Origin of the sequence: Ferrovibrio sp. (assembly GCF_025869515.1) — a bacterium.
Taxonomy (GTDB): Bacteria; Pseudomonadota; Alphaproteobacteria; order Ferrovibrionales; family Ferrovibrionaceae; genus Ferrovibrio.
In genome coordinates this window covers 13,558-33,594 of the sequence record NZ_JAOZVR010000111.1, presented here as the reverse complement: position 1 = coordinate 33,594, position 20,037 = coordinate 13,558, and the positions used below count along the sequence as shown (strand labels likewise).

The 20,037-nt window shown below is 65.3% G+C and carries 15 protein-coding genes and 1 tRNA gene; 9 read left to right on the top strand and 7 right to left on the bottom strand.

What is annotated here, in order from left to right; all coding sequences use genetic code 11:
- The 6 genes from OJJ21_RS19515 to OJJ21_RS19490 form a co-directional block, all read left to right on the top strand.
- Window positions 1-1,899, top strand: a 1,899-nt coding sequence (locus tag OJJ21_RS19515) for an ABC transporter permease (protein WP_297688987.1), incomplete at its 5' end; no start/stop codon positions are given.
- Entirely contained in the window at window positions 1,896-2,663 is a 768-nt protein-coding gene (locus tag OJJ21_RS19510; protein ID WP_297688985.1) for an ABC transporter ATP-binding protein, read from the top strand. The genes OJJ21_RS19515 and OJJ21_RS19510, both read left to right, overlap by 4 nt.
- A gap of 1 nt (window position 2,664) precedes the next feature.
- The gene (locus tag OJJ21_RS19505; RefSeq protein WP_297688984.1) at window positions 2,665-3,366 is read left to right on the top strand and encodes an ABC transporter ATP-binding protein; all 702 of its coding nucleotides are present in this window, start codon (window positions 2,665-2,667) and stop codon (window positions 3,364-3,366) included.
- Between the two features lie 13 nt (window positions 3,367-3,379).
- Entirely contained in the window at window positions 3,380-5,422 is a 2,043-nt protein-coding gene (locus OJJ21_RS19500; RefSeq protein ID WP_297688982.1) for a hydantoinase/oxoprolinase family protein, read from the top strand.
- Window positions 5,423-5,427: 5 nt separating this feature from the next.
- Window positions 5,428-7,191 carry a hydantoinase B/oxoprolinase family protein gene (locus OJJ21_RS19495; protein WP_297688980.1) on the top strand — a complete coding sequence of 588 codons (1,764 nt, stop codon included), beginning with the start codon at window positions 5,428-5,430 and terminating at the stop codon, window positions 7,189-7,191.
- A gap of 14 nt (window positions 7,192-7,205) precedes the next feature.
- A complete protein-coding gene (locus OJJ21_RS19490; protein ID WP_297688978.1) occupies window positions 7,206-8,030 on the top strand; it encodes a hypothetical protein in 825 nt (274 codons plus the stop codon).
- Here OJJ21_RS19490 and OJJ21_RS19485 read toward each other — a convergent pair.
- The gene (locus OJJ21_RS19485; RefSeq protein ID WP_297688976.1) at window positions 7,999-8,493 is read right to left on the bottom strand and encodes a hypothetical protein; all 495 of its coding nucleotides are present in this window, start codon (window positions 8,491-8,493) and stop codon (window positions 7,999-8,001) included. The genes OJJ21_RS19490 and OJJ21_RS19485 overlap by 32 nt on opposite strands.
- A 160-nt stretch (window positions 8,494-8,653) precedes the next feature.
- Here OJJ21_RS19485 and OJJ21_RS19480 point away from each other — a divergent pair.
- Window positions 8,654-8,730, top strand: a tRNA-His gene (locus tag OJJ21_RS19480).
- 70 nt (window positions 8,731-8,800) lie between these two features.
- On the opposite strand, the gene OJJ21_RS19475 is transcribed toward OJJ21_RS19480, so the two are convergent.
- Window positions 8,801-10,402: a class I adenylate-forming enzyme family protein gene (locus tag OJJ21_RS19475; protein ID WP_297688974.1), complete on the bottom strand. Its 1,602-nt coding sequence runs from the start codon at window positions 10,400-10,402 to the stop codon at window positions 8,801-8,803.
- 181 nt (window positions 10,403-10,583) lie between these two features.
- Here OJJ21_RS19475 and putA point away from each other — a divergent pair, with 181 nt between their 5' ends.
- A complete protein-coding gene (gene putA / locus OJJ21_RS19470; protein ID WP_297688972.1) occupies window positions 10,584-14,429 on the top strand; it encodes a trifunctional transcriptional regulator/proline dehydrogenase/L-glutamate gamma-semialdehyde dehydrogenase in 3,846 nt (1,281 codons plus the stop codon).
- A gap of 9 nt (window positions 14,430-14,438) precedes the next feature.
- Here putA and OJJ21_RS19465 read toward each other — a convergent pair whose 3' ends face one another.
- From OJJ21_RS19465 to OJJ21_RS19445, 5 genes are read right to left on the bottom strand one after another with little or no spacing between them, the layout of a single operon-like run.
- Window positions 14,439-15,224: an SDR family oxidoreductase gene (locus tag OJJ21_RS19465; RefSeq protein ID WP_297688970.1), complete on the bottom strand. Its 786-nt coding sequence runs from the start codon at window positions 15,222-15,224 to the stop codon at window positions 14,439-14,441.
- Complete coding sequence (locus OJJ21_RS19460; protein WP_297688968.1) at window positions 15,224-16,147, bottom strand: dihydrodipicolinate synthase family protein; 924 nt, start codon at window positions 16,145-16,147, stop codon at window positions 15,224-15,226. The genes OJJ21_RS19465 and OJJ21_RS19460 overlap by 1 nt, the downstream gene beginning before the upstream one ends.
- Before the next feature lie 19 nt (window positions 16,148-16,166).
- Complete coding sequence (locus tag OJJ21_RS19455) at window positions 16,167-17,582, bottom strand: FAD-binding oxidoreductase (RefSeq protein ID WP_297688967.1); 1,416 nt, start codon at window positions 17,580-17,582, stop codon at window positions 16,167-16,169.
- A complete protein-coding gene (locus tag OJJ21_RS19450) occupies window positions 17,579-18,220 on the bottom strand; it encodes a flavin reductase family protein (protein ID WP_297688965.1) in 642 nt (213 codons plus the stop codon). Before OJJ21_RS19450 ends, OJJ21_RS19455 begins: the two co-directional genes overlap by 4 nt.
- Before the next feature lie 6 nt (window positions 18,221-18,226).
- Window positions 18,227-18,886 carry an aspartate/glutamate racemase family protein gene (locus tag OJJ21_RS19445; RefSeq protein WP_297688964.1) on the bottom strand — a complete coding sequence of 220 codons (660 nt, stop codon included), beginning with the start codon at window positions 18,884-18,886 and terminating at the stop codon, window positions 18,227-18,229.
- A gap of 170 nt (window positions 18,887-19,056) precedes the next feature.
- Between OJJ21_RS19445 and OJJ21_RS19440 the strand changes: the two genes are divergently transcribed.
- Complete coding sequence (locus OJJ21_RS19440; RefSeq protein ID WP_297688961.1) at window positions 19,057-19,995, top strand: LysR family transcriptional regulator; 939 nt, start codon at window positions 19,057-19,059, stop codon at window positions 19,993-19,995.
- Window positions 19,996-20,037 lie beyond the last annotated feature (42 nt).

Below are 20,037 nucleotides of genomic sequence, written 5' to 3'. Positions count from 1 at the left end.
CTGTCCAATATTGCCATCCAGTTCATGAACGGCCTTGCCGGCGCCTCGTCGCTGTTCCTGGTGGCCGCCGGACTGTCGATCATCTTCGGCGTCAGCCGGATCGTGAATTTCGCCCACGGCTCGCTCTACATGCTGGGGGTCTACCTAGCCTATACGCTGGTGGAATTCTTTGGCCGCAGCTCGGTTTTTGGCTTCTGGGGTGGCGTGCTGATGGCGGCGCTCTGCGTCGGCCTGATCGGCGTGGTCATCGAGGTGGTGGTGCTGCGCCGTATCTATCGTGCGCCGGAGCTGTTCCAGCTGCTCGCCACCTTCGCCCTCGTTCTCGTCATCAAGGATGCCGCACTTTACATCTGGGGCGCCGAGGACCTGGTCGGTCCGCGCGCCGCCGGCCTGCGCGGCGCCGTTGAAATCTTCGGCAAGCGCTTTCCGCAATACGACCTGATGCTGATCGCCATCGGCCCGGCGGTTCTCGGCCTGCTCTGGCTTTTGATGAACCGGACGCGCTGGGGCACGCTGGTGCGTGCCGCCACCCAGGATCGCGAGATGGTCGGCGCGCTCGGCGTCAACCAGAGCGGTCTCTTCACCGGCGTGTTCTTCCTCGGCGCTTTCCTGGCAGGGCTGGGCGGCGCCGTGCAGTTGCCGCGCGAACCGGCCCAGCTGATGCTGGATATCACCGTGATCTCCGATGCCTTCGTCGTCGTCGTGGTCGGTGGCATGGGTTCGATCGGTGGTGCCTTCCTTGCGGCATTGCTGATCGCCCAGGCGAAAGCCTTCTGCATCGGTCTGGGGGACGTCACCGTGTTCGGCACCGTCTTCTCCTTCAGCAAATTCACCCTGGTGGTCGAATTCGTCATCATGGCCGTCGTGCTGGTGGTGCGGCCCTGGGGCCTGCTCGGCAAGCAGCAGGGCGCCCAGCGCGGCGCCTTTACCGTGGAGCCGCCGCTCTATCCCCTCAACCAGGCTTTCTGGCTCACCGCGCTCGGCCTGGTCGTGCTGCTCGGCCTGATGCCGCTCGGCGGCGACGACTACCTGCTGGTGCTGATGATCGACATTGCGGTCTTCTCGCTGTTCGCCGTCACGCTGCATTTCCTGATGGGGCCGTCGGGCATGGTGTCCTTCGGTCATGCCGCCTATTTCGGACTCGGCTGCTACGGCGCCGCGCTGGCCCTGCTCAAGCTGAAACTGCCGATGGAACTGGCACTGCTGGCGGCGCCGCTGGCCGGCGGCCTCGGCGCGCTGGTCTTCGGCTGGTTCTGCGTGCGGCTCAGCGGCGTCTATCTCGCCATGCTGACGCTGGCCTTCGCCCAGATCGCCTGGTCGGTGATCTACCAGTGGGATGCCTTCACTGGCGGCTCGAACGGCCTGATCGGCCTGTGGCCGAGCGAATGGCTGAAGAACCGCACGACTTTCTATTATTTCGCCCTGCTGCTCTGCATTGGCGGCGTGCTGTTCCTCTGGCGCGTGGTGCATGCACCCTTCGGCTATGTGCTCCGCGCCGGCCGTGATTCCGCGCTGCGCGCCGATGCCATCGGTATCGATGTGCGGCGTTACCAGTGGTTCGGCTTCACGCTCGCCGGCGCCTTTGCCGGCCTGGCCGGCGGCCTGTATGCCTTTTCCAAGGGCAGTATCTCGCCGGAGACGCTGGCGGTGTCGCGCTCGGTCGACGGCCTGGTGATGGTGCTGCTCGGCGGCGTGCAGACGCTGACCGGTCCGGTTGCCGGCGCCGCTGTCTTCACCTGGCTGCAGGATTCGATCGCGCGCAACACCGAATACTGGCGTGCCATCCTCGGCCTCACCATCCTGGTCATTGTGCTGGCCTTCCCGCAGGGCATCGCCGGCTTCCTGAAACAGATGGCCACCCGTGTCGGGGTAATGCGCAGCCGGGAGGCCGTGTCATGACGGTGCTCGCAGTCAGCGGTCTGTGCAAATCCTTCGGCGGTGTGCAGGCCGTGCAGGATGTCGGCTTCAGCGTCGCCGCCGGCGAATTGCTGGCGCTGATCGGCCCGAACGGCGCCGGCAAGAGCACCTGCTTCAACATGCTGAACGGCCAGCTGCGGCCCGATGGCGGCAGCATCACCCTGCTCGGGCGCAGCCTGATCGGCATGGCGCCGCGCGACATCTGGCGCCTCGGTGTCGGCCGCACCTTCCAGATCACGGCGACGTTCAACTCGATGACGGTGCGCGAGAATATCCAGATGGCGTTGCTGTCACACCACAACCGCCTGATATCCTTCTGGCGCCCGGCCACCGAGATGTATCGCGATGAGGCAATGGCGCTGCTTGAGCGCGTCGGCATGGCCGACCAGAGCGAGCGGCCCTGCGGCATCCTGGCCTATGGCGATCTCAAGCGCGTTGAGCTGGCGGTGGCGCTGGCCAACCAGCCCGGGCTGCTGCTGATGGACGAGCCGACGGCTGGCATGGCACCGAACGAACGCATCGCGCTGATGGGCCTGACCGCCAGGCTGGCGCGGCAGGACAACATCGCCGTGCTGTTCACCGAGCATGACATGGACGTGGTCTTCGCCCAGGCCGACCGCATCATCGTGCTCAATCGCGGCCGGCTGATCGCCGAGGGTTCGCCTGAGGAGGTGCGCGCCAACCCGGAAGTGCAGGCGGTGTATCTCGGTTCGGGCGCGACTTACGCAGCCGTTGAGGGCCACTGATATGCTGACTGTCGAGGGCCTTCACACTTACTACGGCCGCGCCCATATTTTGGCCGACATCGCGCTGCAGGCCGAAGCCGGCGAGGTGGTGGTTCTGCTGGGCCGCAACGGCGCCGGCAAATCGACCACGATGAAATCGGTGATCGGTCTGGTTCCGGCCGAAAGTGGCACGATCAGTTTCGATGGCAGCCGCATCGATCGCCAGTCGCCGCACCGCATTGCGCGGCTGGGCCTGGGCTATGTGCCGGAAGATCGCCGTATCTTCACCGATCTCACCGTGATGGAAAATCTGGAAGTCGGCCGGCAAAAGCCGCGCGACGGCGCGCCGACCTGGACGCCCGATCGGCTGTTTGAGCTGTTTCCCAATCTCGGCCGCATGAAGGACCGCCCCGGTGGCCGCATGTCGGGCGGCGAGCAGCAGATGCTCACCATCGCCCGCACGCTGATGGGCAATCCGCGCCTGATCCTGCTGGACGAACCTTCCGAAGGGCTGGCGCCGGTGATTGTCGAGCAGATGGCACGCACCATTCTTCAGCTCAAGGCCGAAGGGCTCTGCGTGCTGCTGTCGGAGCAGAACCTGCATTTCGCCCAGATGGTGGCGGATCGCGCCTATATCATCGAGAAGGGCCGCATCCGCTATTCGGGCACCATGGCCGAGCTCGCCGCCGATGCGGCGGTGCGCGAGCAGTATCTGTCGGTTTAAGGAGTTTCGGAGTATGGGCTGGATTGTCGGAATCGATGTCGGCGGCACGTTCACCGACCTGATTGGCATCGAACCGCAGCTGGGCAGGGTGGCGCTGGCGAAAGTGCCGACCACGCTGGACAACCAGGCTTTCGGCGTGCTCGCGGCGCTGGAGAAGGGCGGCATCGCCCTCGACCAGACCGACATGATCGTGCATGGCACGACGACGACCACCAATGCACTGCTCGAGCGCAAGGTGGCGAAGATCGGTCTGATCACCACCAAGGGCTTCCGCGACAGTCTCGAACTCGGCCGTCGCACCCGGCCGCAGGCCTATGGCCTGACCGGCAGCTTCGAACCGCTGGTACCGCGCCAGTGGCGCCTGGAAGTGCCCGAGCGCATGGATGCCGATGGCGACGTGGTCATTGCGCTGGATGAAGCCGCCGTGCGCCAGGCCGCCGAACAGCTGAAGGCCGCCGGCTGCGAGGCGCTGGTGATCCATTTCCTGCACAGCTACATCAATCCCAGCCACGAAAAGCGCGCGCTGCAGATCGCCGCCGAGGTCTGGCCGAACCGCTATATCACCGCCGGGCACCAGCTGCTGTCGGAATACCGCGAATACGAACGCGGCACCACGGCCTGCGTGAATGCCTCCGTGCAGCCGGTGCTGCACCGTTATATCGAGCGGCTGAACGGCGAGCTGAAGGGCAAAGGTTTCGGCCGTGACCTGCTGGTGATGCAGGGCAACGGCGGCACGATTGCCGCAGGCATCGTCTCCGAAGCCGCGGTGAATACCGTGATGTCCGGTCCGGCGTCCGGCGTGATGGCAGCGGCCTATACCGCGCGCGCCGCCGGCCTGCCCAATGTGATCACCTACGATATGGGCGGCACATCCTCGGATGTCGGCCTGATCCAGGATGGCGTGCCGCAGGTGTCGTCCGAGCTGGAACTCGAATATGCCATGCCGATCCATGTGCCGATGGTGGATGTGCATACCATCGGCGCCGGCGGCGGCTCGATCGCCTTCATCAACGAGGCCGGCATGCTGCAGGTCGGCCCGGAAAGCGCCGGTGCCCGGCCGGGCCCGATCTGCTACGGCCGCGGCGGCACACGGCCGACCATCACCGACGCCAACCTGGTACTCGGCCGGCTCAATCCCGAGGGGCTGCTGGCGGTCGACAGCAAGGTGTCGCTGCAGGATGTGAAAACCGCCATCGACCGCGATGTGGGCCAGCCGCTGGGGATCGGCACCGACGAGGCCGCCGCCGCCATCCTGCGCATCGCCAACGACAAGATGGCCGGCGCCATCCGCATGGTCTCGCTCAGCCGTGGCCACGATCCGCGCGACTTCGCGCTGTTCGCCTTCGGCGGTGCCGGGCCGCTGCATGCCGCCGCGCTGGCGCGCGAACTCGGGATTCCCAAACTGCTGATTCCGGCGCGGCCGGGCATCACCAATGCGCTCGGCTGCGTGGTGGCAGATTTGCGGCATGACTACGTGAAGACGGTGAACAAGCCGCTGTCGGTGCTGGAAGACGGCCTGGTGGCCAAGGTGCTGGCCGACCAGATCGCCGAGGGCAGGGCGACGCTGGCGCGCGACGGCGTCGAGGTGGAAGAGGTGCAGGTGCTGCACAGCGCCGACATGCAGTTTCAGGGCCAGAGCCATCTGCTGACCGTGGCGGTCGGCGATCCCAATATCGGCCGCGACGCGCTGCAGAAGGCTTTCGAGGCCGCCTACTGGCAGCGGTTTGAGGTCGAACTGCCGGAAATCCGCGCGGTGCTGGTCAATCTCCATACGGCTGTGATCGGTCGCCGGCCGCGCCTGTCGCTCGACCGGCTGCTGGCGGCTGAGCCGGCAAAGGATGTCGCCGGTGCGAAGAAGGGCAGCCGCAAGGTCTGGTACGACGCCGGCGGCTGGCAGGAGACGCCGGTGTATGACCGTGAGCGGCTGCCGCGCGGCGCCGACTTTACCGGCCCGGCGATCCTGGAACAGCTCGACACCACCGTGGTGATCGATCCGGGCAATCGCGTGCATGTCGACACACTCGGCAACCTGATCGTTGCCGTGACTGCGGAGTAACGGATATGGCGAAAAAACCCATTGATCCTGTCACGCCCATTGATCCAGTAACATTGGTCGTCATCCAGAACGGGTTGCAGCAGGTCTGCAACGAGATGGACCTGGCTTTCTGTCGCGCCGCCTTTTCGCCGGTGATCTCCGAGGCGCTCGACCGCTCGGACGGCATTTATCATGGTGAAACCGGGGAACTGATCGCGCAGGGCGAGCTCGGCCTGCCGGTTTTCGTCGGCACCATGCAATTCTCGACCCAGGCGGTGATCGAGCGGGCGCGCAACACGCCGATGCTCAAGCCCAGGCCGGGCGACGTCTATATCGTCAACGATCCCTATCTGGGCGGCACGCATCTGATGGATGTGCGCTTCGTCAAACCCTTCTTCTACAGAGGCCGGCTGTTTTCCTGGCTCTCCAATACCGGCCACTGGCCCGATATCGGCGGTATGGTGCCGGGCGGTTTCTCGGCCAATGCCACCGAGGTGGAGCAGGAAGGCCTGCGGCTGCCGCCGGTCAAGCTCTACAAGGAAGGCGTGCTGGACCAGGAAATCCTCTCCATCATTCTCAGCAACATCCGCATCGCCGACCAGCGTATCGGCGACATCAAGGCGCAGGCGGCAGCACTCACCATCGGCGAGAAGCGTCTGACCGCCTTGCTCGACCGCTATGGCGCCGACGTAGTCGAACAGGCCATCGAGGAGCTGAAGCAGCGTGCCAGCCAGCAGATGCGCGCCCGTATCCGCACGATCCCGGACGGCGTCTACCAGGGCGAGGCGGTGGTGGATTCCGATGGCGTGGTGGACGAACCGCTGCTGATCAGGATGAAGGTGACCAAGACGGGCGAGGAGCTGCATTTCGACATGACAGGTTCCAGCCCGCCCTGTCGTGGGCCCATGAACAGCGTGATCGCCACCACCTATTCCTCCATCTACCTGGCGGTGAAGCATATCTTCCCCGATGTGCCGATCAATGCCGGCACCTTCGAGCCGCTGAAGATCACCGATCCGCACGGCACATTCCTTTATGCAAAATATCCGCGCCCGGTTTCGGGTTGCGCGGCGGAGGTGAGCCAGCGCATCGCGGAAGCCGTGTTCAATGCCCTGGTGCAGGCGATGCCGGACCGGCTTTTCGCGGCGCCGGCCGGCACCTCGGGCAATCTGGCGCTCGGCGGTTACGACCCCAAGCGCGACCGCTCCTACGTCATGTATGTGATTTCCGGCGGCGGCTATGGCGGCTGGCATGGCGGCGACGGCATCAGCAACGGCTGCTCCACCATCGGCATTTCCAAGACCACGCCGATCGAGGTGATGGAGCAGTATTACCCGGTGCTGTTCGAGGAGTATTCGCTGCATGAGGGCTCCGGCGGCGCCGGCCAGCATCGCGGCGGCTTCGGCGTCAACTACACCATCCGTCTGCGCCGCGGCGAAGCGCGTGCCTCGATGGTGATGGACCATGGCCGCACCGGACCGCGCGGCGTGCTGGGCGGCGAGGACGGCGGCCTCAATACCGTCGCCATCGAAACCGCGCAGCCCGACGGCACCCGCATCTATGTGCCGCCGCATCTCTCCAAAGATCAGGATATCGAGATCAGGGTCGGCGACCGGCTGCGCGTTTCCACGCCGGGCGGCGGCGGCTATGGCGATCCGGCAAAGCGCGATCCGGCCGAGATCGCCCGCGATATCGAGCGCGGCTATTACACGCCCGAACAGGTCAGGGCGCGGTTCGGCGTTGCACCGCCCAAAGGAACATCCGGGCCGGTGAAATCTGCTGCCGAATAAGTAGAATACCGCCCATGCTGGCGGAGCTGCTGATCTGGGCTGGAACACAGGCGACGCGCCCGGCGCGCCAGCTCGGCTATGCCAAGGCCGCCGTCAGCCTGTGGTCGCGGCGCCGGCGCTGGGCCCGCGAATGGGCCGAGCATGAAGCCAACACCCGCGATTTCGCCCTGATGACGGTCGGCGCCTGCCGCCGCCGCGACACGCTCTGGCTGCTCGGGGCCGGCACGCTGGCCGATCTGCCGCTGGCCGAACTCAGCGCGCTGTTCAGGCATGTCCTGGTCTTCGACATCGCCCTGCTGCCGCAGGCGAGGGCGGCGGTGAAGCGCTGGCCGAATGTCGAGCTGCGACTGGCCGATGTCACCGGCATCGTCGGGCCGCTGTCGGAATGGCGGCTCGGCATGCCGCTGCCGATTCCGTCCATCGAGGCGATGCGCGATCTCGATCCGGTGCCGCCGGATTGCGTGCTGTCGCTCAACCTGCTGTCGCAGCTGCCGCTGCTGCCGATGGACTATGTGCAGCGCCAGGGCCTAACGGTGCAGGCTGCCGAAACTTTCGGCCGTGCCATCCTGCAGGCGCATCTGCATGGCCTGCTCGGCTTCGATTGCCCGGTCGGGCTGGTGGCCGATGCGCGGCGAATCTGGCGCAACCGGGCCGGCGAGGTGGTGCTGAGCGAAAGCGCGGTGCTGGATGTGTCGCTGCCGGCGCCGGAGAAAAGCTGGTTCTGGCCGGTGGCGCCGCGCGGCGAGATCGATAACGAGACCGGGCTGGAAATCGGCGTCGAGGCATCGCGCCTCAATACGGCGGGCGTTACTTTTTCACCACCTGCACCGACTCAATGACGAAGCCGCGCTCGGGCGGGAATTTGCGCATGATGGTGCGCCGGACCTCGTCTTCGCCGGTGGCGTTCAGTTCGAGATAGTTGATCTCGCCCCATTTGTCGTCGAGCTGGCGATGCTTCTCACCCATCATATGGGCGCGGCGCACTTCCGAATTGTAGATGCCGATGCTGAAGGTCTTGGTGTTGGTTTCCTGCGCCACCGCCTCGCTGGCCAGTTTTTCCAGCTTGGCGATCTGCGCTTCCAGCTCGAATTTCTGCCGGGTCAGCTCGTTGATCTTCTGCTGGGCGGTTTTGCTCAGTTTTTCCAGCTCGTCTAGGCGCTGGCCGCGCCGCACCACCTCGGCCGAACTCCACTCATAGGCCATGACCTGTTTTTTGTGCTGCGCGATGAGCTGCAGCACAATGAAGGTCGCGCCGGGCACGCCGATCAGCATTGCCCCCATGATCAGCCAGAAGCCACTCATACTGTTGTCTTAGCGGACCCCGTATTTCCGCACAAGATACTGAAATCGCGGCCAAAGTTTTCGACTCGCAAAATCGACGCCGGAGCGGGCCCCAGCCGGGTCCGGCGGCGACAATGGCTTGACCCCGCCCGGCAGTGCGGTTAATAAGCGGCTTCCTGTGGCGGGGGTAGCTCAGTTGGTTAGAGCACCAGATTGTGGCTCTGGGGGTCGCGGGTTCAAGTCCCGTTCCTCGCCCCAAATTCTAAAGGCCGGTCAATGACTTAACTGTCTGACCGGCCTTTTTGATTCCAGGTCGAAGCCACCCGGCTCAGGCCGCTGGCAGGCTGTCGCGGAGCACCCGTTTCAGCAGTTTGCCGTTGGCATTGCGCGGCAGCGGCTCGTCCAGCAGGGTGAAGGTTTCCGGCACCTTGTAGTCGGCCAGCCGGCTGGCGCAGAAATTCTTCAGCGTGGCCTCGGTCAGGCTGGCATCCTTGCGGGCGACAAAGGCATGCACCCGCTCGCCCAGCACCGGGCAGGGCCGGGCGATGATGGCGCTTTCCAGCACGCCGGGATGGTGACTCAGCACATTCTCGACCTCGACCGAGAAGATCTTGTAGCCGCCGCGGTTGATCATGTCCTTGACGCGGTCGAACACCCGCACGAAGCCATCGGCGTCGATCGAGCCGATATCGCCCGAATGCCAGAAGCCGGCGGTGAAGTTCTGCCGCGTGGCGTCCGCATTCTCCCAGTAGCCCGGCACCACCATGGGGCCGCGGATCCAGAGTTCGCCGGTCTCGCCCGGCGGCACTTCGCGGCCATCGGCATCGACCACGATCACCTCGGCGCACGGCGCTTCGAGGCCGACGCTGTCCGAATGCGTGGCGCTCATCGCCGGCGGCATCATGGTGGTGGGCGAGGTGGTCTCGGTGGCGCCATAGGCATTCATCAGGCCGAGCTGCGGCAGTTTCTGCGCCAGTGCCGCGATGGTGGCCTGCGGCATCGGTGCGCCGCCATAGCCGCCGACGCGCCAGCGGGAGAGATCGTGCCGGTCGAAATCCGGCTGCAGCAGGCAGAGATTGTACATCGCCGGCACCATGATGGTGTGGGTCAGCTTTTCCTTCGCCGCCAGCGGCAGGAAATCGCGCGCCTTGAATTCCGGCACCATGATCACCGCGCCGCCGCCCTGCCAGGCCGTCACGATGATCGCGATGAGTCCGGTGACATGGCTGGCCGGCACCGCCAGCAGCGAGCGGTCGTCCGGCCCCAGCCCCATGCAATACTGAAAATGCAGCGCCGAATGCACGATGTTGACATGCGCCAGCATGGCGCCTTTCGGCCGGCCGGTGGTGCCCGAGGTATAGAGGATGACGGCGGTGTCTTCCTCGTCCGGTGTGGCGATGGCCGGCGGTGCGGCGGCCCGGCGCAGGCTGTCGAAATCCTGCGATCCTGCGCTGCTGCCGCCAGCAGAATACTGGTGGTGCAGCTTTGGCAGATCGGCGGCCGCGGGCAGGCGTGCGGCCAGTTCGGCCTCATGCACCAGCACGCTGGCGCCGGCATGGTCGAGGATATAGGCGATCTCCGGCGTCTGCAGCCGGGTGCCGAGCGGCACGCAGACGGCGCCGAGCCGCAGGCAGGCCAGCAGGGTGGACACGAATTCGATACGGTTGCCCAGCAGCATGCCGACGCGGTCGCCGGGTTTCACCCCGGCCGCAGCGAGGCCGGCAGCGATCGCATCGGACGCGGCAGCAAGCTGCCGGTAGGTCAGCCGGACATCGCCGGCAACCAGGGCTTCGTTATCGGGATACTGCGCCAGCGTGCGGGCGAAAATGTCATAGCTGTGGGCCGCCCGCTCGACGAAGCAGCGCATCACGCGGTCGCCGAAATGCGCCTCGTTGCGGATTGCGATGGTCTCGTCCAGACGCCAAACCATTGTTGTTCCTCCCCTGATCAACCAGTGCCGAAGAGCGCCATGCCGGTCAATACTCATAATATATATTAGAATTCATATATTTATAAAGGTTGCGCCTTTTTGGTTGACGAGGTTGCGCCTTTTATTGAATGGTCGGCGCCACCGAGGCTTCGGAGAAGCCTGAGTCGCAGGCGAGGCGGGCATGGCAGTCACCACAATCGGCGTGAAAATCGATGAGGATCTCAAGGCCCGGCTGAAACGGGCCGCCGATGGCATCGGCCGTTCGCCGCACTGGCTGATCAAGCAGGCGATTTTCTCGGTGCTGGACCGGGTCGAACGCGGCGATGCGCTGGACGACCTGTTCAGCGAGGGCAAGGCGATCCTCGATCTGTCCGATGCGCCGGCGACGTCCGAAGCTCCGCAGTCGCCCTTCCTGGAATTTGCCCAGACCGTGCAGCCGCAGAGCGTGCTGCGCGCCAAGATCACCGCGGCCTATCGCCGGCCGGAGCCGGAATGCCTGCCGCTGCTGATCGCCGAGGCGAGCCTGCCCAGGCCGGTGACCACTGCCGCGCGCGATCTGGCACGCAAGCTGGTCGAGACCCTGCGCGCCAAAAGCCAGTCCGGCGGCGTCGAGGGCCTGATCCACGAATACTCGCTGTCCAGCCAGGAGGGCGTCGCCCTGATGTGCCTGGCCGAGGCATTGCTGCGCATCCCTGATCGCGCCACGCGCGATGCGCTGATCCGCGACAAGATCGGCGTCGGCGACTGGGAAGCGCATCTGGGCCACAGCCCGTCGCTGTTCGTCAATGCCGCCACCTGGGGACTTCTCATCACCGGCCGCCTGACCTCCACCAGCAGCGGCAGGTCGCTGTCGGGCGCGCTGACCAAGTTGATCGCCAGGGGCGGCGAACCGCTGATCCGCAAGGGGGTCGACATCGCCATGCGCATGATGGGCGAGCAGTTCGTCACCGGCCAGACGATTGCCGAGGCGCTGGCCAACAGCCGCAAATGGGAAGCCCAGGGCTTCCGCTATTCCTACGATATGCTGGGCGAGGCGGCGGCTACCGCGACGGATGCGCAGCGCTACTATGCCGACTACGAACAGGCGATCCATGCCATCGGCAAGGCGGCGGCGAAGCGCGGCATTTACGACGGCCCCGGCATCTCGGTGAAACTTTCGGCGCTGCACCCGCGCTACAACCGCGCCAACCTCGAACGTGTGAAGGCCGAACTGTTGCCGCGGCTCAAGGCGCTCACCCTGCTGGCGCGGCGCTACGACATCGGTCTCAACATCGATGCCGAGGAGGCCGACCGGCTGGAACTCTCGCTCGATCTGCTGGAAGCGCTCTGTTTCGACCCTGAACTGGCCGGCTGGAACGGCATCGGCTTTGTCGTGCAGGCCTATCAGAAGCGCGCGCCCTTCGTGCTCGACTGGGTCATCGATCTCGGCCGCCGCAGCGACCACCGCCTGATGGTGCGGCTGGTGAAGGGTGCCTATTGGGACAGCGAGATCAAGCGCGCCCAGGTCGACGGCCTGGAGGGCTTTCCGGTCTATACACGCAAGGTGCATACCGATGTGTCGTATCTGGCCTGCGCGCGCAAATTGCTGGCGGCCCCCGATGCGGTCTTCCCGCAATTCGCCACCCATAATGCACAGACGCTCGCCACCATCCATGCCATGGCGGGCGAGAACTATTACTCCGGCCAGTATGAATTCCAGTGTCTGCATGGCATGGGTGAGCCGCTCTATGAGGAAGTGGTCGGTCGCGAGAAACTCAACCGACCGTGCCGCATCTACGCGCCGGTCGGCACGCATGAGACGCTGCTGGCCTATCTGGTACGTCGCCTGCTGGAAAACGGCGCCAACACCTCCTTCGTCAACCAGATTGCCGACAACGATATCCCGCTCGACCGCCTGATCGCCGATCCGGTGGAGACGGCGAAGGCGATCCAGCCGCTTGGCGCGTCGCATCCGAAGATCGCGCTGCCGCAGGACATCCTGGGCAAACGCCGCAACTCCGTCGGTATAGATCTGTCGAACGAACAGCGCCTTGCCTCGCTGTCGGCCGCTTTGCTCTCCAGCGCTGACCAGACCTGGCGGGCGATGCCACTGCTGGCGGATGGTCCCGCGGAAGGTGGCGACAGTCAGGCCCTGCGTAATCCGGCCAATCGCAACGACACTGTCGGCCATGTGATCGAGGCGACGCCGGCGCAGGCCGCGCAAGCCATCGATGGCGCCGTGGCTGCTGCGCCGATCTGGCAGTCCACGCCGCCGGCGGAGCGGGCGCAGTGCCTGCAGCGTGCGGCCGACCTGCTGGAAGCGCGCATGCCGCTACTGCTCGGCCTGATCGTGCGCGAGGCCGGCAAGTCGCTGCCAAACGCCATCGGCGAGGTGCGCGAGGCAGTCGATTTCCTGCGCTACTATGCCGAAACGGTGGCAGCGGAATTCTCCGGCGACACGCATCGCCCGCTTGGGCCTGTGGTCTGCATCAGTCCGTGGAATTTCCCGCTGGCCATCTTCACTGGCCAGGTGGCCGCCGCGCTGGCGGCCGGCAATGTTGTGCTGGCCAAGCCGGCCGAGGAAACGCCGCTGATTGCCGCACAGATGGTGCGGATTCTGCATGAGGCCGGCGTGCCGCCCGGTGCCGTGCAACTGCTGCCCGGCGATGGCCGCATCGGCGCGGCGCTGGTGGATGACAGCCGCACGCGCGGCGTGATGTTCACCGGTTCCACCGAGGTGGCGCGCCTGATCCAGAAACAGCTGGTGCAGCGCCTGAGCCCGGAGGGCAGGCCGATCCCGCTGATCGCCGAAACCGGTGGCCTGAATGCGATGATCGTCGATTCCTCGGCGCTGCCCGAGCAGGTCGTGGCCGATGTGCTGGCTTCGGCCTTTGATTCCGCCGGCCAGCGCTGTTCGGCCCTGCGCATTCTCTGCCTGCAGGAGGATGTCGCCGATCATGTGCTGACGATGCTGAAGGGCGCGATGGCTGAGCTTGCCATCGGTTCACCGGATCGCCTGTCGGTCGATGTCGGCCCGGTGATCACGCCGGCGGCACAGCAGACCATCCTTGCGCATATCGAGACCATGCGGGCGAAGAAATGCCGCATCGAGCAGCTGTCGCTGCCGCCGCAGACGCGTCACGGCACCTTCGTGCCGCCGACACTGATCGAACTGGACAGGCTGTCCGACCTCAAGGCCGAGATTTTCGGCCCGGTGCTGCATGTGGTGCGTTACCGTCGCCAGGATCTCGAAGCGCTGATAGACCAGATCAATGAATCGGGCTACGGCCTCACCTTCGGTCTGCACAGCCGCATCGACGAGACGATTGCCCATGTCACCCAGCGCATCGCCGCCGGCAATCTCTATGTGAACCGCAACATCATCGGTGCCGTGGTCGGCGTACAGCCCTTCGGCGGTCATGGCCTGTCCGGCACGGGACCCAAGGCCGGCGGACCGCTCTATCTGCGTCGTCTGCTGGCGTCAGCACCGGCCCTTGCGATGAAGGGGCGGGGCAACAACAGCACGGCTGCTGCCTATATCGACTGGCTGACGCGCCAGGGTTTCACCGCCGAGGCAGAGCGCTGCCGGGATTATGTGGCACGCAGCCCGCTCGGCTTCACCAGTGAACTGGCCGGCCCGGTCGGCGAGCGCAATATCTATGCGCTGCTGCCACGTGGCGCGGTACGCTGCGCACCGCGCACGCAAGCGGGCCTGCTGCTGCAGGTCGGCGCCGCCTTCGCCACCGGCAACCGGGCTGTGCTGGCCGCCGGCACACCGTTTACCGATGTGCTCGACACCCTGCCCGCAGAATTGCGCGGCCTGATCGTCTCCGATGGCGATACGGCAGTCGTATTGTTCGAAGGCGATGGTGATGCCCTGACCCGTCTGGCCCGGGAGCTGGCCGAGGCAACGCCGGTTGTGATCTCGGTCTTCAGCGTTTCCTCGCCGGCCGACGATTATCCGCTCGAAGCACTGCTCACCGAACGCGCAGTCAGCACCAACACCACCGCGGCCGGCGGCAATGCCAGCCTGATGAGCATAGGCTGACTATCCGGTCTAGACGCCGCGGATCATGCCGCCGTCGACGCGCAGCTTGCTGCCGGTGATGTAGCTGGCCCGCATGCTGGCGAGGAACACCACCGCATCGGCGAATTCCTCCGGCCTGCCGTAGCGGCCGGTCGGGATCAGTGCCTGCGAGGTCCTGGCGACATCCTCGCGGCTTTTGCCCTGCTTCGTGGCGGCGGCCTGGTCGAGCTGGTCGACGCGGTCGGTATGGATGCGGCCGGGCAGCACCAGGTTGACCGTCACGCCCTGCGCGGCCACTTCGGCCGACAGCGTTTTCGACCAGCCGAGCACGGCCATGCGGATGCCGTTCGACAGCGCCAGATTCGGAATCGGCTGTTCGATGCCGGACGAGGCGATGGTGATGACGCGGCCCCAGCCACGCTCCAGCATCGGCGGCAGCAACCGGCCGGTGAGATGAAACAGATGGCCGGCCATCGCCTCAAACTGCTTCAGCCACAGATCAAGCCCCGTTTCGGCGGCCGGACCCGGCGGCGGACCGCCGCTGTTGTTGACGAGGATATCGACGCCGCCCTGCGCCAGCATGGCCGCTGCCAGCGCGTCGACCGAGGCGCGGTCGGACAGGTCGAGTGCGTGGGTGTCCAGACGCTGTGCCACCTCCGGCGCCTCCTGGGCGATCCAGGCTTTTGCATCCGTTTCGCTGCGCGCCGCCGCGATCACGCTGGCGCCTTCGCGGGCCAGGCCGCGGGCGACGGCGGCGCCGAGGCCGCGACTGCCGCCCAGCACCAGGGCGCGTTTGCCGGTGAGTCCCAGATCCATCAGCCGATCTCCTGCAGGCGTTTGCTCTGGCGGGCGATCATGCGCTCGATTTCGGCAATATCAAGTGGCGAAAGTTTCGGGCCGGGCTTGCGTAAGCTCCCCGAGGCGATCACGCCGCGCTTCTGCAGCACGTATTTGCGGATGGCGAGACCGGGACCCGGCTGCTGTTCGTAACGCGCCAGCGGCAGATAGGCATCGAAGAGGTCGCGGGCGCGCTCGGGATTCTTCGCGCCATAGGCCCTCACCACATCCACCATCATTTCGGGATAGGCGAAGCCGGTCATGGCACCATCGGCACCGCGCTCCATTTCCTCGGGCAGGAACAGTGCGCCGTTGCCGACAAGGATGCTGACGCGGCGGATATCCTTCATGGCGCGCAAGGCCGACAGCTTGGCGAGGCCCGGCCAGTCCTCATGCTTGAGCATGACGCAGGAAGGCAGCACCTTGATGATGCGGGCGATCACGCCGGGGGACATATGCACATTGGTCGACTGCGGGAAGTCCTGCACCACGAAAGGCGTGTCGCTGCCGATGGTGTCGGCGGCGGTTTCGTAATAGCTGACGATCTGGTCGTCGGTCTTCAGCGTGCCCGGGGGCGCGATCATCACGCCGGCGGCGCCATCGTCCATCACCGCCGAAGTCAGCTCGCGCATCGGCGCGAAACCGGGACTGGAGACGCCGACCACCACCGGCACCCTGCCGTTCAGCCGTTTCAGCACGCGCTGCACGAAGCTGCGCGATTCCGCCAGCGTCAGCTTCGGCGCCTCGCCCATCATGCCGAGCAAGGTGAAGCCGGTGACGCCCTTTTCGAGATAGAAATCGACCATGCGGTCGGTGCTGTCGAGATCGAGCACGCCGCTGTCGGTAAACGGCGTGACAGAGATGATGTAGACGCCGGCGGCGGTTTCGTCGAGTTTTGCCATGGATGCCTCGTGAGCGGACTTAAGATTGCAGCAGCTTGCCCGGATTCAGGATGCTGTGCGGGTCGAACAGGGTTTTCAGGTCGTGCATCAGCTGCATCGCCACCGGCGGCTTGTAGCGCGGCAGTTCGTCGCGGCGCAGCTGGCCGACGCCATGTTCGGCGCTGATGCTGCCTCGATAGCGGCCGACGATGTCGTGCACCAGCCGGTTGAGCGGGCCGGTCAGGGCGTAGAAGTCGTCGTCGTTCATCTGCGGGGCGCGCTGCAGGTTGTAGTGCAGGTTACCGTCGCCGAGATGGCCGAAGACTAGGAAGCGCAGGCCGGGGAAGGCGGCCTCGATGGCGGCTTCGGTTTCCCGCATGAAGGCGCCGAGCCGGCCGATGGGCAGCGCGATATCGTGCTTGATGGTCTTGCCGGCGCGTACCTGTGCTTCCGAGATACCCTCGCGGAGGCGCCACAACGCCTTGGCCTGTTCGCCGCTCTGCGCAATCACGGCATCCGTTGCGATGCCGGCCGCGATGGCCTCCGAGAGGATGCCTTCCAGCAGGGCGCTCAGGTCGGCCTCCGCATCGGCATCGCTCAGCTCGGTCAACACGATGGCGGGCGGCATTGTCTTGAAGGGCAGGGCGGTGCCTGCAACATGCTGCAATACCAGGTCGAGGCAGTTGCGGGTCATGAATTCGAAAGCAGTGAGCCGGTCGCCGGCCCGGCTGCCGAGCCGTACCAGAAACTCCAGCGCAGCCTGTTCGCCGGACAGAGCAATCATCGCCGTGGCGCGCGCCGTCGGTGCCGGATGCAGCTTCAGCACAGCGGCAGTGATCACGCCGAGCGTGCCTTCCGAGCCGATGAACAGGTCGCGCAGATCGTAGCCGGTATTGTCCTTGCGCAGCGCCTGCAGCCCGTCCCAGATCCGGCCGTCGGCCAGCACGACTTCCAGCCCGAGCGCCAGTTCGCGCATGTTGCCGTAGCGCAAGACGGCAATGCCGCCGGCATTGGTGGCGAGATTGCCGCCGATGGTGCAGCTGCCTTCGGCGCCGAGGCTCAAGGGGAAGAAGCGTCCGGCCTCGCGTGCGGCCGTCTGGATATTGGCCAGGATGCAGCCGGCATCCACCGTGATGGTGTTGCCGACCGGGTCGATCTCATGGATGCGGTTGAGCCGGCCGAGGCTGAGGATCATCTGCCGGCCGCTGTCGTCCGGCGTGGCACCACCAGCCATGCCGGTATTGCCGCCCTGCGGAATCACGCTGACGCCGGCATCGTTGCAGCAGCGCAGCACGGCGGCGACTTCATCCCGGTTGCCCGGGCGCACCACGGCCATGGCGCGACCGCGATACTTTTTTATCCAGTCGACAACGTAAGCCTCTTGCCCGGCCGCATCGGTGATGACATAGCCGGCGCCGACGATACCGGCGAGATCGCGCAGCAGTCCGTCGCTCATGATTTTTTCTTGGCCTGCCATTCGGCGACCGTCATGCGCGGCGCCTCGAAACGGTCGCGCGTCGTGCTGTACCAGGCCGAGCCATGCATGCGGCCGACTAGGTCGAGGCCACCGGCATCGACATGCAGCTTGTCGTCGATCAGGCCATCGCGGATATGCAGGTGCAGGATTTCGCCCGTCACCAGTTTGCGATTATACGGCAGGTCCACGATGTTGAAGGTCCGACATTCGAAACTGACCGGAGATTCCGCGATGCGCGGCACGGCGATCTGCTTCGACGGCGCCGTGGTCAGGCCTGCCTCGGCGATCTCGTTCACGCCATCGGGGAAGTCGATGGCGCAGATCACCATCGGTTCGACAATCGCATGACTGACCAGGTTGACCACGAATTCGCCGCGTTCGGCGATGTTGCGCGCAGTATCCTTGTAGGGGCGGCCATCCTCGCGCTTGTTGCCCTCGATGCCGATCACCAGCAGCGGCGGTGCATTGCTGAATACATTGAAGAAGCTGAATGGTGCTGCATTGGCGATGCCATCGGCATTCAGCGTCGAGACCAGTGCGATCGGGCGCGGCATCACCGTGCTGACCAGCAGTTTGTAGACGCGATCCGGCGACAGGTCGGCGGCAGAGAAATCCATGCCGGCTTACCAGCCCAGCCGCACGCGACCGAGTGCCATCACGGCAGCCGCCTGGGTCGGTTCCACCACGGGAATACCGAGCGCATCCTGCAGGGGGGCGCGGAAGGCGGCCATGCCGGCGCAGCCCATCACGATGCTGTGTGCCTGTTTCTCGTCGCGCAGCCGTTTGCCCACTGCCACCATGCGGGTGAGCGTGCGTTCCTTGTCGGCCAGTTCGGCCACGCCCATGCCGATGGCCAGTTCGCCGGCCAGCCGGTCGGTGACGCCCATGGCGCCCCAGAGGCGCAGATGGCGCGGGATCGAACCGTCCAGAATGGCGATCACGCCGAAATTCTGGCCCAGCGTGAGTGCCGTCAGCACGCCGCATTCGGCGATGCCAAGCACCGGCTTCTTCACCGTTTCGCGCACCACATGCAGGCCGGGATCGCTGAAGCAGGCGATCACGAAAGCGCCGGCTTCGGCTTCCAGCGATTTGGCGAGGCGCGCCAGTGGCAGGGCGACGGATTCGACATCCTGCTGGGTCTGGATGCCGGCCGGGCCTTCTTTCAGCGTCAGGCTGCGTAAGGAAGGGCCGCCGGCCATGCGTAGCGGCTCCAGCGCCGCATCGATGCCGGCGGTGACGGCTTCGTTGGAATTCGGATTGATCACAAGAACGGTGGAGGCCATGGCGTTTTCCCGATCAGCAAGGCGGTCCGTGCAGTCGGCTGCAGTCTAAGCCTGCAGCCCATGGCATGCTCCTTGCTTATTTGTCCGCAGCCCTTAACGCCGTGTTATGGACCTGCCCGATTTCGGTGCATCATGCGATGGCCGATAAAAACGAACAGGGAGCGACGGACATGTCATTGAATCTCCGGCAGATCGAAGTGTTTCGTGCCGTGATGAGCACGGGGTCGATCAGTGGTGCCTCGAAGGTGCTGCATGTTTCGCAGCCCGCTGTCAGTCGCCTGCTGTCTTATACCGAGACGCGGGTCGGTTTTCCGCTATTCGAGCGCATCAAGGGCCGGCTTTATGCAACCCCGGAGGCGAAACGTCTGTTCCGCGAGGTCGACCATGTCTATCTGGGCGTGCAGCGCGTCAACGAGGTGGCGCATTCATTGGCGGAGCGGCGCCAGGGCGTGCTGCATGTCGTGTCCAGCCCAAGTATCGGCCATGTGCTGATTCCGCAGGCAATCGCCGGCCTCTGCGCGCGCTATACCGATGCCAGGGTCACCTTCAATTTCCTCAATTATGCGCCGCTGCAGGACCGTCTGCTGAACCACCAGGCCGATATCGGCATCATCAGCACGCCGATCGAGCACCCCAATCTCGAAACCAAGCCGCTGGGCCAGAGCCGTATCGTCTGCGTCTGCCCGGAGGATCATCCGCTGGCGCAGCGCAAGGGGCCGCTGTCATTGACCGATCTGCGGCCTTATCCGCTGATCAGCTATGATCGCGAAAGCCCATACGGCCGCATGGTGGCGTCGATGTATGATGCCGCCGGCGAACCATTGCGGACCACCATCGAGGTCGGTTCGCCGCAAAGCGCCTGTGCGCTGTCTCAGGCTGGCGCCGGCATCGCGCTGATCGACGAATTCTCGCTGCACAACTGGCCGAATGGCCATCTGGTCGCCTGCGCTGTCCAGGATGCACCGGTGATGACAGCGAACCTGGCTTTTCTGCGCTTCGAACCGCTGTCGCAGCTCGCCCAGGGATTTGTCGATATCCTGCGCAAGCTGATGGCGCTGAACGGGTTTTCTCTGCTCGATGCGGAAGCTGGCAGTTCTCTGCGGCACTGACGGTCCGCCCTTAACATCGTGTTAAGGGCGGATGACAAACCG

Excerpts from the sequence above, each read along its gene's own strand:
- OJJ21_RS19510 (WP_297688985.1), top strand. The coding sequence starts at position 1,896 with ATGACGGTGCTCGCAGTCAGCGGTCTGTGCAAATCCTTCGGCGGTGTG.
- OJJ21_RS19505 (WP_297688984.1), top strand. The coding sequence starts at position 2,665 with ATGCTGACTGTCGAGGGCCTTCACACTTACTACGGCCGCGCCCATATT.
- OJJ21_RS19500 (WP_297688982.1), top strand. The coding sequence starts at position 3,380 with ATGGGCTGGATTGTCGGAATCGATGTCGGCGGCACGTTCACCGACCTG.
- OJJ21_RS19495 (WP_297688980.1), top strand. The coding sequence starts at position 5,428 with ATGGCGAAAAAACCCATTGATCCTGTCACGCCCATTGATCCAGTAACA.
- OJJ21_RS19490 (WP_297688978.1), top strand. The coding sequence starts at position 7,206 with ATGCTGGCGGAGCTGCTGATCTGGGCTGGAACACAGGCGACGCGCCCG.
- OJJ21_RS19485 (WP_297688976.1), bottom strand. The coding sequence starts at position 8,493 with ATGAGTGGCTTCTGGCTGATCATGGGGGCAATGCTGATCGGCGTGCCC.
- OJJ21_RS19475 (WP_297688974.1), bottom strand. The coding sequence starts at position 10,402 with ATGGTTTGGCGTCTGGACGAGACCATCGCAATCCGCAACGAGGCGCAT.
- putA (WP_297688972.1), top strand. The coding sequence starts at position 10,584 with ATGGCAGTCACCACAATCGGCGTGAAAATCGATGAGGATCTCAAGGCC.
- OJJ21_RS19465 (WP_297688970.1), bottom strand. The coding sequence starts at position 15,224 with ATGGATCTGGGACTCACCGGCAAACGCGCCCTGGTGCTGGGCGGCAGT.
- OJJ21_RS19460 (WP_297688968.1), bottom strand. The coding sequence starts at position 16,147 with ATGGCAAAACTCGACGAAACCGCCGCCGGCGTCTACATCATCTCTGTC.
- OJJ21_RS19455 (WP_297688967.1), bottom strand. The coding sequence starts at position 17,582 with ATGAGCGACGGACTGCTGCGCGATCTCGCCGGTATCGTCGGCGCCGGC.
- OJJ21_RS19450 (WP_297688965.1), bottom strand. The coding sequence starts at position 18,220 with ATGGATTTCTCTGCCGCCGACCTGTCGCCGGATCGCGTCTACAAACTG.
- OJJ21_RS19445 (WP_297688964.1), bottom strand. The coding sequence starts at position 18,886 with ATGGCCTCCACCGTTCTTGTGATCAATCCGAATTCCAACGAAGCCGTC.
- OJJ21_RS19440 (WP_297688961.1), top strand. The coding sequence starts at position 19,057 with ATGTCATTGAATCTCCGGCAGATCGAAGTGTTTCGTGCCGTGATGAGC.